10 protein-coding genes and 1 tRNA gene are annotated in these 15,984 nt (G+C 46.7%); 7 read left to right on the top strand and 4 right to left on the bottom strand.

Annotated features, from left to right (window positions below):
* The first annotated feature begins 174 nt into the window (after positions 1-174).
* Positions 175-1,530: a vanadium-dependent haloperoxidase gene (locus BC643_RS12820; protein ID WP_120273463.1), complete on the top strand. Its 1,356-nt coding sequence runs from the start codon at positions 175-177 to the stop codon at positions 1,528-1,530.
* A gap of 156 nt (positions 1,531-1,686) precedes the next feature.
* Here the strand turns inward: BC643_RS12820 and BC643_RS12815 are convergent, their stop codons facing one another.
* The 3 genes from BC643_RS12815 to BC643_RS12805 form a co-directional block, all read right to left on the bottom strand.
* The gene (locus BC643_RS12815; protein WP_120274269.1) at positions 1,687-2,385 is read right to left on the bottom strand and encodes a LytR/AlgR family response regulator transcription factor; all 699 of its coding nucleotides are present in this window, start codon (positions 2,383-2,385) and stop codon (positions 1,687-1,689) included.
* Positions 2,386-2,836: 451 nt separating this feature from the next.
* Positions 2,837-2,920: transfer RNA gene (locus BC643_RS12810), tRNA-Leu, on the bottom strand.
* Positions 2,921-3,151: 231 nt separating this feature from the next.
* On the bottom strand, positions 3,152-4,525 hold the full coding sequence (locus BC643_RS12805) for an MFS transporter (RefSeq protein ID WP_120273462.1): 1,374 nt from the start codon (positions 4,523-4,525) through the stop codon (positions 3,152-3,154).
* A 125-nt stretch (positions 4,526-4,650) separates the two neighbouring features.
* Between BC643_RS12805 and BC643_RS12800 the strand changes: the two genes are divergently transcribed.
* From BC643_RS12800 to BC643_RS23530, 6 genes are all read left to right on the top strand, one after another.
* Positions 4,651-5,229 (top strand): RNA polymerase sigma-70 factor, encoded by a 579-nt coding sequence (locus BC643_RS12800; protein WP_120273461.1) that lies wholly within the window; start codon positions 4,651-4,653, stop codon positions 5,227-5,229.
* A gap of 44 nt (positions 5,230-5,273) precedes the next feature.
* Entirely contained in the window at positions 5,274-6,275 is a 1,002-nt protein-coding gene (locus BC643_RS12795; RefSeq protein WP_120273460.1) for a FecR family protein, read from the top strand.
* A 21-nt stretch (positions 6,276-6,296) separates the two neighbouring features.
* A complete protein-coding gene (locus BC643_RS12790) occupies positions 6,297-7,862 on the top strand; it encodes an aspartyl protease family protein (protein WP_120273459.1) in 1,566 nt (521 codons plus the stop codon).
* Entirely contained in the window at positions 7,862-9,391 is a 1,530-nt protein-coding gene (locus BC643_RS12785; protein ID WP_120273458.1) for a carboxypeptidase-like regulatory domain-containing protein, read from the top strand. The genes BC643_RS12790 and BC643_RS12785 overlap by 1 nt, the downstream gene beginning before the upstream one ends.
* A gap of 10 nt (positions 9,392-9,401) precedes the next feature.
* On the top strand, positions 9,402-11,741 hold the full coding sequence (locus BC643_RS12780) for an MG2 domain-containing protein (protein ID WP_170154539.1): 2,340 nt from the start codon (positions 9,402-9,404) through the stop codon (positions 11,739-11,741).
* Positions 11,742-12,006: 265 nt separating this feature from the next.
* Positions 12,007-14,109, top strand: coding sequence for a GDSL-type esterase/lipase family protein (locus tag BC643_RS23530; protein ID WP_211338049.1), 2,103 nt, complete (start codon positions 12,007-12,009; stop codon positions 14,107-14,109).
* A gap of 105 nt (positions 14,110-14,214) precedes the next feature.
* On the opposite strand, the gene BC643_RS12770 is transcribed toward BC643_RS23530, so the two are convergent.
* Positions 14,215-15,954 (bottom strand): thiamine pyrophosphate-dependent enzyme, encoded by a 1,740-nt coding sequence (locus BC643_RS12770; protein ID WP_120273456.1) that lies wholly within the window; start codon positions 15,952-15,954, stop codon positions 14,215-14,217.
* Positions 15,955-15,984 lie beyond the last annotated feature (30 nt).

Raw genomic sequence — 15,984 nt, 5'->3', positions numbered from 1 at the left:
CTTCGATTTTCAATCTGCAAAGGATCATATTTGAGGGACCTTGGAGTGAGATGCAAATTCCTTCGTCGACTGAATTTGTTAATTCGTCTTCCGGAACCCAACCATGAGCGACATCCTGAAAACCGCCAGTTCGTGTATCGTAATTTTAGATCAGAAACTCTAAAAATTACGATTATGAAAGGCAATTTCAAGGTTTTGGCTTACATGCTTTTGTTGTGTGTAGCGATCGTTGCTTGTGAAAAGAAAAACGATTTTGTTGATAGCTCCGATTTTTTGGGAAACGGGGTCGTGAAGTCGTACAGTGGCGATATGGTGCTGAAATGGTCAGAGACAACCAGCCTCGCAATAGATACCAAATTACCTGCTCCGGCAGAGGCGAGAGTCTACGCGATGGTTTCCATTGCGATGCACGATGCGCTGAATAATGTTTACCCGATGTTTCACACGTATGCTTTGGACAATTCGGGCACAGGCTCGAAAGAGGTTACTAAAAAGACTGTTGCTGCGATTTCAGACGCAGCAGTGTCGCAGGCCGCTCATGATGTTTTGGTGTCACTTTTTACGTCATATACAGCAAAAGCTGATTCTGTTTTGCAGACTTGTTTGGAAGGAATTGACGATTCGGAGTCTAAAGATTTAGGAATTGAGATTGGTAAAAGCGCTGCACTGGCTGTGCAGGATAAACGTGCCAGCGACACCGGTTTTAGCTTCTCCAGTTACCCGCAGGGAACCATACCTGGAGAATATCGTTCAACGATGCCTTATGCTGTTGCCTTTCCTCCTGTTTGGCCGGATAACGCAGTGTACGGTGCTACTTTGGGTAACCTGTCGCCTTTTGGGGTTATGGCCGGCAATCAGTTCCCGGCTTCCGCGCCATATTCCATCAATTCACCTGAATACACCGCTGATTATGATGAAGTCAAATCAATTGGTTCCAACACTTCTGCGGTGCGTACGGCAGAGCAAACTGCCGATGTTATTTTCTTCACCGACAATATGCCCAGTATGATTAACCGGGTGGCGCGCTATGTTGCAATCTCTGAGGGATTGGGCGGTTGGGATGCAGCCCGTTTGCTGGCACTGACTAATATGGTTCAGATTGATGCCATTATTTGCGGATTTCACGAGCTCTATTTCTACAACTTTTGGCGACCATTTACTGCCATTCGTGAGGGGAATAACGACGGAAATGAAGACACGGAGGGAGATGCGGGTTGGAACGCCGTTACAGCGGCCAGAGCTATTCCTCCTTTGCCTGCCTATCCGTCAACCTATGCTGTAGCGGGAAGAGGAGGTGTTGTTATAATTAGCGAAGTCTTGGGAAAGCCGGTTGGGCCGGTGGTTGTGGGCAGTTATTCTGCTCCCAATGAGCAACGAACTTATAATGATATCGCTGAAGTCGGAGAAATTATGGGGCTGTCGCGTCTCTATGGAGGGCACAATTTCAGGCACGATATTGAAGAAGGCAATGCATTGGGCGAAAAAATAGCTTCATATGTTTTTCAGAATAACTTGAGGCCGATTAAGTAGCGGTTTATTCTTGCGGTTAATAATTGCACCTGTTCATGTTTTGCCAATGAGCAGATTGGCCTATTGCCGGTGAGTAATAAATTCGGCAATTGCCCGGCACAAGGCATCCTGTGTGTGGTGCCGGGCAGTTCTATTCTTTTAAAAGTCGTTTGTTGTCTATAGGGCGCCGTCAACTGTCAGTCGTTTTGCAACCTCCGGATAGCTCCTTCCGATGGGGAGTTCGGTTGTGCCAATTTCCACATCATTGTTGGTGAATGCTGTGACTTTAGAAATTGATACAATGAAGGAGCGGTGGATGCGCAGAAACTTGCGTTGCGGCAGCATGTTTTCGACACTTCCAATTGGGTATTTCACTTTTAATGCGGGCAAACTCAGTCGATGAATCACAATATAATCTTTGAAGCTTTCAATGTAAGTAACGTCATTCAAAAACACTTTAACCATTTTTCGGTCGGAGCGGAAGTATAGAAAATCGGGATTTTTATTCGTCTGATCCGTCTGGTCGAGGTCGCAAAATTTGTTGACAGCTTTCAGGAAACGTTCGAAGGATACCGGTTTTAGCAGGTAATCGACGGCATCGAGTTCGAATGCTTCAATTGCCAGCTCTTTGTGTTCGGAGGTAAAAATGATTTTTGGAGGGTGAAGAATAGAGCTGAGCACCTTCGTTCCTAATAGAATGAGGATGTTGATGTCGAGAAACATCAAGTCAATTTTTACTTGGTTGAGAAGAGCAATAGCCTGAAAGGCATTCTGAAAAGTTCCGACCACTTCGAGGTTAGCCAGGGAATTTGCGTAGTTTTTGATGGTCTCGAGGGCGGGTGGTTTATCTTCAACAATAATACACTTGCATTTCATCGGAGTTCTGTTTTTGGGGTAACTTAAACGTTCGTATATCGCGCCGATTTTATGCGGAACGATTACCAATTACCAATTGCTCTCTCATCAATCGATATCCATCAAGGACGGTATGAATCGGTAAGAATGAGAGAGCTAGTTGAGCTACTTTGTTGTTTGTTTTAAGAGTATATCAAATTTAATATAAAAAAAGAATATAGAATCCGTAAGTGTTCTATGCTTTGTGTTGTTCTACGGTTTGACTGAGATTTAGTTGTGCTTGTAAGTTGCAATGTGTAATTTGAGTTGGGAGGTGTTAGGAGGTTATATTGTAAACATAAAACATGGTTTTTAGGGTGAGCAAAGAGGTTGAATTCATGGGTTTTGTGTAGACAAAGGTTTGGATTTCGTCGACGAAGGGGTGGGGATGTAAAACAAAAAACCCCAACCATCAGTGATGATTGGGGCTCTGTACCCGGGGCGGGAATCGAACCCGCACGATATTGCTATCACTGGATTTTGAGTCCAGCGCGTCTACCAATTCCGCCACCCGGGCGTGTGGTCTGGGTTTGGTTTTCTTTCGAATTACTTACCCGTGGCTGAATTAGCGATGCAAAAATAGTGGAAATATTATTCGCTCAAAGCATTCTCAGAAAAAACTTTTGAAATTCAATGAGCTGATTTTTCAGGTGTGTTTAAAAGTCGTTGTATTTCAGTTGTATGTGCGCATTTTGTGTTTGAACTTTTTTTGAAAAATATTTTCGCATTGACCGATTTTTATGGGAGTTTAAACTGAAGCCGCCGGTTTTTGCTTCACCAAGTAACCGTAAATCAACAGTGCAATCGCCGAAATTAAACCGATTCCGACAAAAACGAACCAAATGTAGTGGGCGTGCTGCGTTGCCACTCCGTATGCTTCGGTTGAATCGAACAAACGAGGATCAGGGCAATACTTATCCAGCAGGAATCCACCCAAGCCGAAAGCGAATAAATAGGAAACGAAGGAGTGTAGATGGCTAAATCCAAGGTAAAGCCCTTCCTCTCCTTTGGGCGATTGCAGTGAGAAATACTCCAGGTAACGGGGAGTGATGAAACATTCAGCAATGGCCTGCATTGCTATTCCGACGATCATCATAAAAGCAACCGGGTGCATCCCGAGGATCGCTTCTTTGCCCACCTGCGTGCCCAGCGACATGACCAGGGCGGATAGTGGAATGATCAACATTCCGATCGTCATGGAGCGCAAAGCGGTATATTTTTTCATAATGGTCGTAACCAAATTCACTAACAGGAAAACCACCAGCGGGTTAACGTTAGCATACCAGCCCGGTGATGCGTCCTGTCCGATCATGCGGATGACGTATTTCGGCATGGTGGCGTACATCTGTCCTTGAATCATCCAGAAGCCGCTGATGATCAGGATCAGGATTACAAGCTTCACATTGCTGACTACTTTGACAAGCCCGTGGCCCAGCTCGCGGAATGTTTTGCCTTGTCCTTCGGTTTGAACCGATTTATACAGGAAGAACACCGCAACTAATGCGAGTGCAGTCATGGATGCCGAGAAGAAGTTCAGGTAAACCAGCCCTTGATCGCCCAAGCTTTTGCGCAGCGGGTCAACCACTGTTTTACCGATAAAAGCGCCGATGTTGACCATCATATAGAAGATGGCATAGCCGCGGGCACGTGTTTCGGAAGTGGTTTCGCGGGCGACAGTTCCCGAGATCACCGATTTGATGAATGAGCCACCGATCACGATCAGTACCATAACCGGGACAATGGTCCAACGGAGCGCGCTTGTGTTGAGTCCGTTGAAAGTTGTTTCCATTCCGTAGCTTACCAAACCGGCACTTTCGAGCAACGTTGGAAGGATACCCAGCCCCGCATATCCGGCTGTTAACAGAGAAAAAGCAATGATAATCGCATTCCGGAAGCCAATTTTATCAGCATAAGCGCCGAGGAAGGTTGGTAGCAGGTATAAGGTAGCCGAAAAGATACCACTGATCCAGCCCGCTTCGATGTCGGAGAAACCCCAAACGTTGGATAGGTAGATGGTGATTACGATGAAAACGGCGTAGTAAGCCAGTCGCTCGAGCAGCTCAACCGAGTTGGCTACCCAAAATGCCCGGCTAAACCGCGCTGAAGATGATGATTTTTGCATAGTGTTCGAATTTTCAGGATTATTGCAAATATAGAATCTTTGCTTATGTTGAAAAATATAGTAACATCATCTTCGTTTTGTCGGTTTTAAGCCATCTTTGAAATTTGCACCCTATTTTCCCTAAAATGAACACACAGACTGACCTGGAACTATTCGCGAAAATTTTGCATGACGATGAAAAAGCGTTCAGTGAGCTTTTCAATCGGTACTATTCGGGGCTGTGTGTGTACGCGTTCCAGTTTTTGCACGATGACCAGAAAACCCAGGAGCTGGTGCAGGAAGTTTTTGTGCAGGTTTGGGTGAAACGCAAAGAAATCCAGGTGCATTCGTCGGTCAAAAGCTATTTGTTTCGGGCAGTCAAGAATCAGTTGATTAACTGGGTCAATCATCAGAAGGTCGAGCAGAAATACCTGGAGATGATTCGGTCGGAACAGGAGCAGCTTCAGCCTGGGCAATATTTTCTGGAGGTTGATTTGCAGCAAAAAATTGAAGCGAGTGTTGAAGCACTTCCACCGAAACGGAAAGAAATATTCAAACTAAGTCGGGAAGAGGGATTGACTTATCGCGAAATAGCGGAAAAACTGGAGGTTTCAGTAAAAACCGTTGAAACACAAATGGGGCTCGCACTGAAACAACTGCGCGAGGATCTGAAGGAATACCGCCATCTGCTGATCGGAATCAGCATTTTTCAAAAATATTTTTGATTTCCATTCAGGGTGTTTCGGGTAGCTCCTTGTCATAGGGGCAAATGGAAACAAACCGAAACAATACCGACGAAAAATGGGCAGCATTGGCCAAGCACTTGTTTGACGAACCAACTGCCGAAAATTCCGAATCGCTCGCTGCGGATTGGGATGAGGATGAATTGAAAGACATCCGCGAGACTGCTCGTCAAGTTGACCTTTATTTTCAGCAAAAACGATTTTCAGCAAAAGAAGCTTTCACAAAAATTGATGTGGCCAGGAATCAGGCCGCGACCTTGAAGCCAAAGAAAACGATCCAATTCTGGAGCCGGATTGCGGCGGTTGTAGCTATTGCGCTCTTTTTAGGCGGTGCCGGCTATTGGATGAGTGGAAGAAACGGATTCAATACTCAAAAAGAAATCGCCTCAGGCCAAAATGCTGACATTACAGAAATTGTACTGGCCGACGGTTCGGTGGTGACTCTGAACTACGGAAGTACCTTGACTTACCCGGATGAGTTTAATGGAAAGTACCGGGAAGTGACGCTCGACGGCGAGGGCTTTTTCGAAGTGCAGCCCAATCCGGAACAGCCATTCATCATCCACGCCGGGAAAGCGGATATCCAGGTCTTGGGAACTTCCTTCAATGTAAATGCCTATCCTCAAAATGGCGAAGTATCGGTAGTTGTACAAACCGGTAGGGTGCGGGTTTCGTCGAACGAGCTGACTGAAACCGGTGAGAAAGTGGTTCTCATTCCCGGCGAAAAAGGGGTCCTGGCTTTGAATGACCAGGTGGTTCAGAAGAGTCAAAATACCGATGTGAATTTCCTGTCGTGGAAAACCCATTCATTTTCTTTCAATAAAACAAGCCTCAAAGACGTCATACAACAATTAGACAAAGTTTACCGTGTGCAGATTTCAACAGCTGATCCCGATCTGGAGCGGCTGTTGTTGACTGCCCGATTCGATGACCGGCCGGTCCGGTTTATTTTAGAGGTGATCGCCATGACACATGGTCTCGAAATTCAGCAAACCAACGAAAACGAATACCTCTTGCAGAAAAATTAGAAACAGAAAACCAATAAAGCTATGAAAACGAAAAGATGGAGTGGGAGATTGGCTACTGCGCTGGCGACCGTCCTGATGATGTTCGCTTCGTTTACAGCTTTCGCCCAAAATGATCAACCTAAATCGATATTGGACCAGAACATTAGTATTGTTGCTGAAAAAGAACCCTTGTCCAATGTCATTCAACGCATCTGTGAAATCTTCAACCTCGACTATTCCTACAACTCAAAACTGGTTGAGGGAAAAGAAGTGAGCCTGAATATTTCGAATGTGCCCATTCGTGAGTTGCTTCGAAAATTGATGAAGGATTATTACCTCATTTTCGAAATTGAAGACAACATTCTTGTCGTGCGGGATTATGTGCCGCTAAAAGAAACCCTGGATTACGAACGGAAAGTCAAGTTTCAGCCGGGGAAAAACCGGTTCGAATTTGTGAATAAGCGGACAAAAACGGTGACGGTTGATTTTAAGTCGGCCAGTAACCTGATCATCATTCCGGTGATCATCAACGATTCCGACACGTTGAATTTTATCCTCGATACCGGCGTTCGTTTTCCGATTATTACCGAGCTTCCGTTTGTCGATAAATTGAGTCTGAACTACATGCAGCCGGTTCCGATTGCCGGATTGGGTGAAGGCGAAGGCATGACGGCCTATCGCTCGGGCAATAACACCATGAAAATCGGTTCGGGGCTGGTTTCGTTCAACCAGGAAGTGCACATGGTAATTGACGAAGATTTTCAGATTTCACAGATTTTGGGAATTCCGGTTCATGGGCTCATTGGGTTTGACTTGCTGAAAGATTTCGTCGTCGAGATCGATTACGACAATCATAAATTGACCCTGACGAAACCTGAGTATTATCGGGATCGGGTGGTGAACCGCGACATTGTGATGCCGATCCACTTTGAGCATAACAAGCCGTACGTGCGTACCACAATTGTGACCGATAAAAATGAATATGTTCCTGTCAAATTATTGGTGGACACAGGTGCCAGCGATGCGATTTGGTTGTCGACAAAATCGGACGACCGCATCAATTTGCCCGAAAATCACATCGAAACTTTCCTGGGAAGAGGGCTGAATGGAGACCTGTTCGGACAGAAGGGCCGAATCGGGGGCATTTGGGTTGGACCGCTCATCCTCTATGAGCCGATCGTGTCGTTTCCCGAAGCAGAATTGGTGGACCAAATCATCACCGACGACCGTAACGGAACACTCGGAGCCGAGATTCTTAGGCGCTTTTATGTGACCATCGACTACCCGAATAACCAGATCAAACTGAGACCGACCAGCAAGGTGAAAGACGAGTTCAACTACAACATGAGCGGTTTGGAAATTTCGAATCCGTTCCCGGGAATGCCCGTGTTTACCATCGATATGGTGCGCGAAGGTTCACCGGCTGAGCGGGCAGGCCTGCAGGAAAATGATCAAATTTTATCGTTAAATCATGCTAACCATAAAAGTTTGTCATTAAATGATATAAATTTGATCCTGATGAGTAAAGAAGATCGGAAAATCGACATGACCGTTCTTCGCGACGGGGCGGAAATTGAAACGACCTTTTATTTGGAGAAAGTTTTTTAATGCATAAATGCCGGCAAATAATCAGCTTCCTTATCTTTTGTTGTTTAGCGCTTTCGGGTGCAGCACAAGGTAACGAAGCTGTTTTTTTAAATCGCCGGTTTAGTTTCTCGGAGGAAGGTGAGTCGTTGGATCGGGTTCTGGAAAGAATCTCGGAACTGGCAGGCATTAACTTCTCCTACGATCCAACACTGGTCGACACTGAGCAGAGTATTGACGCTAATTATGTCAATAAAAGCCTGCAATTCATCCTTTCAGATTTGCTTGGGCCTGAATTCACTTTTCAGGAACTGGGAAACCAAATTGTGATCCGGTTGGAGGAGTCGTCTTTTGATTTGGTGCCCGATTCGGAGGAATACCAGATTTTCAGCGGACTGATTATGGATCGCGAATTTAACGAGCCAATTCCCTATGCCAGCGTATCGATTTTGGATAAAGCTTTCGGAACGATTACAAACACGGAGGGCAAGTTCGAATTGAAGATTCCGCCGAAGTATCAGCATGAAATGATCGTTGTTTCTTGTCTCGGTTACCAGCGCGAATTACTCGATTCAACGTTGTTGCCTGCAGAAAACCTTCTGATCACGCTGAATCCCATCAATATTCGCCTGAAAGAAATCAAGGTTCGGGCGATTAAGCCGATGTGGGTGATGGAGCAGATGGTTGATCATATTCCTTTAAACTACCCGAAACAAAGCCGATTGATGACAGCTTTTTACAGGGAGGTTTTAACGCAGGATGACGCATACATCAACGTCTCGGAAGCGGTGCTCGAGGTGTTAAAAGCGCCCTACAATATACCGTTTCGTGATGATCGGATTCGCTTCATAAAAGGACGAAAAAGCGCCGACGTAGAAGCCTTTCAGTGGGTCGATTTTAAGATGCAGGGTGGCCCGTATTACACCAATCAATTGGATGTGGTGAAGACCATGGACAGTTTCCTGGACCAAACCTATTGGACGGACTATAAATACGAGGCCGGGAGCATGGTTGATTACCTGGGGCGGCCAACTTATGTGATCTACTTTTCACCCAATGGGAAAAAGGACTTTTTGACCTACGAAGGGAAGCTGTTTATCGATCAGGAAAACTTTGCCTTGGTTCATGCGGAATTTAGTTTGTCGAAATACGGCATGCGCATGGCGCGGGAGACGCTCATTCGCAAGAAGCCGAGAGGTTTTTTTGTGCGGGCGCTCGGCCTTCATTACCAGGTTAGCTACCGAAAAACCGGAGAACTATGGTATTTAAACAGCGCGCAATCGTCGGCGAGTTTTCGGGTTCGCAACCGCGAGGATAACGTTAATTCGGTGTTTCACAGCGTTTCCGATTTGCTGATTACGAAACACGAACCCACGCGTTTGCGGCGATTCCCGAAAGAGGAGCAGTTGAACAGCTCCGATATTTTTACGGAGATTATTTCCGACTATGACCCCGAGTTTTGGGGGAGCTACAATATCATTCAACCCACCGACGATTTGCGAAAAGCGATCCGAGCACTGGGCGTCGAAAGTGGCAACAATCAAACCCAATAAACCCAACAACATGAAAAACCTGCTAACCTTTTTATTCTGTCTCTGTTTGTTCGCCGGTTCGGCCCAGGACAACAAGGTATTCGACAAGATTCAAAAAATGCTGGATAAGCATTCTGCTAACCAGCCCTCCGAAAATATTTTCGTCCAAACCGATCGCGATTTGTACAAAGGCGGCGACATTGTTTGGTTCAGTGCGTTTGTCCGAAATTTGGGCTTGAGTGCACTCGGTTCTGTCTCTGATAATCTTGTGGTCAGTCTTTTTGACGAAGACGGGGAGGTGATCAACGAAGACAAATACAAGTTGGTTGGCGGCATTTGTCGTGGCGATTTCGATTTGCCGGCTGACATTGCTCCCGGTCGTTACGTGTTGGTTGCCTACAGCGGTGCAACCACCCAACCCGATGACGTTTTTATGAAGTTGATTTTTGTCGACGATTTCAACTCGGGTGCGCTGCTGGTAAATGCTGAAGAGGAGCCGCAAACATTGGCTCCGGGAAAGCAAAGCAGCTTGTTATTCCGGGTAACCGAGATGGATGGAAAGCCTTTTGGCGGAAAGTTGAGTTACGAGTTGATGGATGGAGACAATCTGGTGGTTGATGGCAAAGCAAAAACCAACGATAACGGGATCTTAAAACTCGAAATTGACGTTCCGGACAAGCCGTTTGAACTACCTCTGGATTTAATTTTGCGCGACGGAAGGACGGTTGTTTATTCGTCTCCGTTCCATGTTGAAAGCGAGAAATTGTCGGTTCGCTTTAGTGCTGAGGGAGGTAAGTTTTTGGCTGGCGCCAACCAGAAAATTGCTTTTACTGTGACCAACCGATTGGGACAGCCGGTGGCGGTGAAAGGTGTTTTGGTTGAAAAAGGGGAGAGCAGTTCAATTATGCAGTTAAAAACCTTGACTCCCGGCTATGGCGTTTTCCCATTTTCGGCGGAGCAAGGAAAACTATACCAATTTCTGGTAACAGACGGTATAGGGCAAGGTCAATTGTTTGATTTACCCAAGGTTGAAAGTACAGGTGCGGCTTTGGCTGTAACTCGTTTGGACGAAGAGTTTATCAACTGCAGTGTGCAGTTGGCGGGGATGCCTGCGACTGATATGATCCTGGCGGCCTATGCCGGTGGTCGGTTGATTTGGGGAACGGAACTGAGCGTGGAAGGAGAGCAGAAATTGAAGATTTCCAAAGAAGGGTTCCCGAGCGGTTTATGCGAATTGGTTGTGCTCGACCAATCGTTGGTAGAGCTGGGAAGTCGGTTAATTTTTATCGGTAACGACAGCGAACTTCAGGTTGAGGCTGACGTGGCCTTGAGCTCGATTGAAAGAAATACACCCAATAGTTTGAAAGTCAAATTGAAGGGAGAGGCGGAAAAAGTCCTTTCCGGAATTATCAACGTGAGTGTGGTGCCTGAGGTCCTGATTTCGGACGCTGCGCCTTCGTTTGTTGGGTGTTTAAATGTAAATGGGTGGCTCGAAACGACACTTGCCGGTGTTGATAAGTTAGCTGATGCTGATCGGTTAAATGAGATGTCGGTCAACTATATGCTCATCGGGAATGAAATTAAACACAATCGTTGGAGTGACGTGCAGGCTTCGCAGAAACTGGCAAAACAAGCCGAAGGGGTCACTCGGGCACATTTGGAGAAAGTTCTCCCCGTTGAGGTAAAGAACTATTTTTCGCTTCACGCCCTCGATTTGAAACCATCCTTTTCGCCGGAGTTTTACAAAATCAATCCAGGACTATTTCAAAAAATCAGACCACAACGAACGGCTGAAATGGCAAAAGATGATGCCTACAAGAAGCAATTGGCATCGGGAGGCTCACTGCTGGACGTGATTAAAATGATTAAGCCGTATACGCTTGATGGAGATAAAATCATTTTCCCGGGAGGAAACAATTCACTGATGTTTCAGGATGGTGCACTGATCGTGTTGGATGGTCAAAAAATGGGAACCAGTGCCAGCTTTTTGAGCTCCATTTCGCCCTATGATGTGGAGTCAATCAGTGTTTCTACCAAGCCGATCGACATTCAGCAATACACCGGTTTGAACTCGGTGGGCTTGATTGAGATTACAACCAAGAAAGGCGAGCGGGTAGTTGTGACAGACGATACACCGGCCAAGCAATATGAAAACGGGAACCGCATACCCCGCGAATTTGCGGAAACAATGCTAAATAGTGGTGATCAGAATCGTTGTGTGCAGTGGTGGGAAGCCTTTGCTGCTGTTGATCCGGTTTATGAGCGCGAGCTGCCCGGAAGTCCGGTGGCCGGGCAATTTAAAGTACAGGTACTGGCAACTGACGATGCCGGGAAAATGGTTTCAAAGACGATTTCGTTGATAATTAAGTAGCTAGAACCGGTTTCAAAAAATGGATGATTGGGCGGAAATCCGTTCCTGCTTGCTAGCATAAAGAATGTTCAAACAGCTTGTTTTAGGCGTAAAATGCGCATTAGGGTATTCTTTCGTTTCTTATTCCTTTCATTCTATTTGCTTTTCAATAATTTTGGAAATCGCGTGCCGAAACCAGGAATGCACGTTCGAATTTGTACAATGAAGCGTTCCATCGAGACATGTCGGATTGATGGAGCGGCTTAATATATTAAAATTTAGACCCATGAAATTTGTGACCCAACTACTTTGTTTTGTCTTTTTTTCCATTAGTATTCTCAGTTGTCAGCAGCAAACAGAACAGTTTGTTGATCTCGACGGCAAGGTTCTTAATAAAGCTGATGCAGCTTCCAGCGAGGTTCCCTACCTTCAAATTTCGGACTCGAAGTCTACGAAAGGGATTGTTGTGCTTTATCCAAGTAATGACGCGAATGATTCTTCTGTTTCGTCGGTATTTCAGCAAATGGGTTTTGCGGTTGCCACCCTGCGAGGAGACAGCCTGAAAACAGCCGATGTGATTAAAGCTTTTCGCCTGGTTAAAGCGGGTACAAATCTCAATTTGAACTCAGATTACACCAGTTTGGTTGGTTGTTCTGATGGTGCGAAATTGGTCGCTTTGGCGGAAAACAATTTGAACGAAAGCGAACGCCCGGACAATTTGATTCTGATTAACCCTTCCAATTTTGAGGAGACAACTTTCGGTACTGTCTTTCCGGTCGTGAATCCTCCGCTGGGCACAAAAACAAATTTGTTGTGCATTGCCGATACTTTGGTTTTGGACCAAACAGCGTTGATAGCTGCCAGTGAGTACACCAAAACCTGGATTGGATACGATGGTGTGGCCTTCTGGAAAGAAATTGGCGATGCTGAAGACAAGGGGCTGGCCGAAGCTTTGACTTCTTTTTTGAACGGAGAAATGGTTTTTCCGAGGGAAGCTGAAAACCCGGCAGCGGTTCCCGTTGAAGGTTATTCGCCACAGCGCCACGCTGAAAAGGTCGCGCTGGTCAAAAATCACAAATACGATTTACTGTTTGTTGGAAACTCGATCACCAACAATTTTGAGAAACCGGAGTACCAGCCGATTTGGAAAAAATACTACGGTTCGCGCAATGCTGTCAACCTGGGTTTTTCAGGCTATCGTACCGAAAATATTATCTGGAATATTGAAAACGGCGAGTTGGAGAACCAGTCGCCGAAAGTGATTGTGCTGGAGATCGGAACCAACAATATTGATGAGAAGAATTACCCGACGCGCCATACAGCGGGGCAGCTGGCAGGGGGAATTGAAAAGATCGTGAGCCTGCTTCGCGAAAAATGTCCCGAGGCGAAAATCATCGTGCTTCGCTGCTTCCCGGGATGTTACGGCGGACCAAACCCTACATCGCACCGCCGAATACTGGAGCGCGCTTCCGATTTGGTGTCGCATTTGGCGGATAACAAGCACGTGTTCTATTGCGATGTCAACCACGTTTTCCTGAACATGGATGGCTCGATCAATCACGACATGCTGGGCGATTGGCTGCATCCAACGCCGGCCGGAGCGGAAGCCTGGGCACAGGCCATGGAGCCGCTGCTTTCGGAATTGATGGGCGATAAATCACATGACGATCAAAAGCCACAAAACACAGCGATTATCCCGGCTTCGAAACTCGAACAGGACAGCTACGACTGGTGGGTGCGTCATCACGATGTGCTGGCGGTTAAAGATTCGCTGAATCCGGAGATTGTGTTGATTGGAAACTCCATCACTCATTTCTGGGGAGGCCAGTATCCGCCGCTGAAATATGCCGACGGAGCGGCCCGCAAACCGAATGGCCCGAACTCGTGGGAAGCAACTTTCGGCGGTCATCGGGTGCTGAACCTCGGTTTTGGCTGGGATCGCACGCAGAATGTACTGTGGCGCCTGGATCATGGTGAATTGGACGGCCTCGACCCTAAACTGGTTGTGATACACATTGGCACCAACAATACTAGCCAGACGCAGAATGCGCGCATGAACACGGCTCCCGAGATTGCAGAAGGAGTGAAAGCTGTTTGCATGCGTGTTCGGTCGAAAGTGGCACGAGCCAAAATTGTGTTGATGCAGATTATGCCACGCGAGGAAATGCCTGATAATCCACGCCGGGTGTTGATCAATGAGACGAACAAAATCCTTCAGCAGTTTGCCACCGAGAATGAAATCACCTTGCTGGATATTAGTTCACAAATGCTGACTCCGGAGGGAATTTTGACGAAGGAAATCGCCGGTGATTTCTGCCATCCAACCGATGCCGGATACCAAATCTGGGGAGACGCTTTGCGGCCGTATATTGATGGGATTGTGAATTAGGTTTGGCAGGAGAGCTGTTGTAACTTAATATTTATAAAACAATTCAGCCGACACCCTAGCAGGTATCGGCTGAATTGTTTGCTTGGAGCTCGATCTCAGTTCTTATCAAAAGAGCTCCTTGATGTATTTCATATTTGTTTTGGCGCTTTCCAGCACTTCCGAACCACGTCCGTTCAGCATCAGTTTTCCCATGGTGAGGGCAAATCCGCGAACTTGTTCAAAGGTTACTTTCGGAGGCATGGCCAGCGCGTTGGGATCGGTAAACACTTCAACCAGTGCCGGGCCATCGTAGGCAAAGGCTTCTTTTATTGTTTTGGCAACGTCTTCGGTTTGGTGCACCGCAAATGATTTTATATTCATTGCTTTGGCAATAAGTGCATAGTCGGGGTTGACGTTGTCGGTCTGCCAGTCGGGGAGTCCTTGTACTTCCATTTCCAATTTGACCATGCCCAACGACCGGTTGTTAAAGACAATCAGTTTGACCGGGATTTTGTATTGGCTAATGGTCATCAAATCGCCCATCAACATGTTCAGGCCACCGTCGCCGCAAAGGGCCACTACCTGTCGGTCGGGGTAGGCCAGTCCGGCACCAATGGCCATTGGCATCGCGTTAGCCATCGATCCGTGGTTGAACGAGCCGGTCAGGTAACGGTTTTTCTTGCCGCTGAGGTAGCGGGCCGCCCACACGGCCGACATGCCGGTATCAACAGTGAAAATGGCATCGTCGGTGGCCACATTGTCAATGACGGAGGCAACAAACTCGGGGTTGATAGCTTCTTCTTTCGCTTTGGCATCCACGTATGAGAGGTAATTTTTCTCTACGTCCTGGGTGATTTTCCGCATTTCTTTCAGGAACGCGTCGTCGTATTTCTGCTCAATCAAGGGGAGCAGCACTTCCAGGCTGGCTTTAATGTCGCCGGCATAACCGTAGTCCACTTTCGCCCGTCGGCCAATCCGTTCGGGTTTTTCGTCAATCTGAACGATGGTATTTTTATCGGGTAAAAAGTCGGAGTAGGGGAAGTCTGTTCCAAGTAGTACCAGTACATCGGCTTCGTGCATGGCCGCATAACCCGATCTGGTACCGAGCAAACCATTCAAACCAACGGCATAAGGGTTGGTGTCTTTATCGTAGAAAATTTTACCACGGAAACTGTAACCGATTGGTGCGTTTAATCTTTTAGCAAGCTCCAATACTTCTTCCTGGGCATCTTTGGCACCGTAACCACAGTAAAGCATTACTTTTTTATTCGAGTTGAGGACGTTGGCCAGCTGGTCTATCTCTTCGGTTCCCGGCGTTACAACTGGTTTCGGGAAGTAGTTACGATCCGATGAAGGGACCGATTTTACTTTGGCCGATGCAACGTCGCCCGGCAATCCTAAAACGCCCACTCCTTTTTCGGATATCGCGTGTTGAATGGCCCCCTGCATGCCGTGAATGGCTTGTTCGGGGGTATTGGCCATGAAACAATATTTACTGCAGTCGTCAAACAATTTAATGACGTTGGTTTCCTGGAAATAATCGGTTCCGAGCTTGTTTGTTGGGGCTGTTGAGGCGATGGCAATCACCGGGTTTCCCGAGCGGTTGGCATCGTACAAACCATTAACCAGGTGAACGTGGCCCGGGCCGCTACTACCCATACAACATCCAATTCCGTTCAACTCGGCTTCCATCGAGGCGGCATAGGCACCCACTTCTTCGTGGCGAACCTGAATCCATTGTAAACGGCCGTCTTTCCGAATGGCATCATTTACGGGGTTTAAACTGTCTCCTGTTACTGCATATACACGTTTTACGCCGGCTTTCACCAGCATTTCGACTAATAAGTCTGAAACATTTTTTGACATAATTGCTTGTTTTAACACGGCAGGTACAAC

Source organism: Mangrovibacterium diazotrophicum, from assembly GCF_003610535.1.
GTDB lineage: Bacteria > Bacteroidota > Bacteroidia > Bacteroidales > Prolixibacteraceae > Mangrovibacterium > Mangrovibacterium diazotrophicum.
The sequence above is the reverse complement of the archived record's forward strand: the minus strand, read 5'-3'. Positions and strand labels throughout refer to the sequence as shown.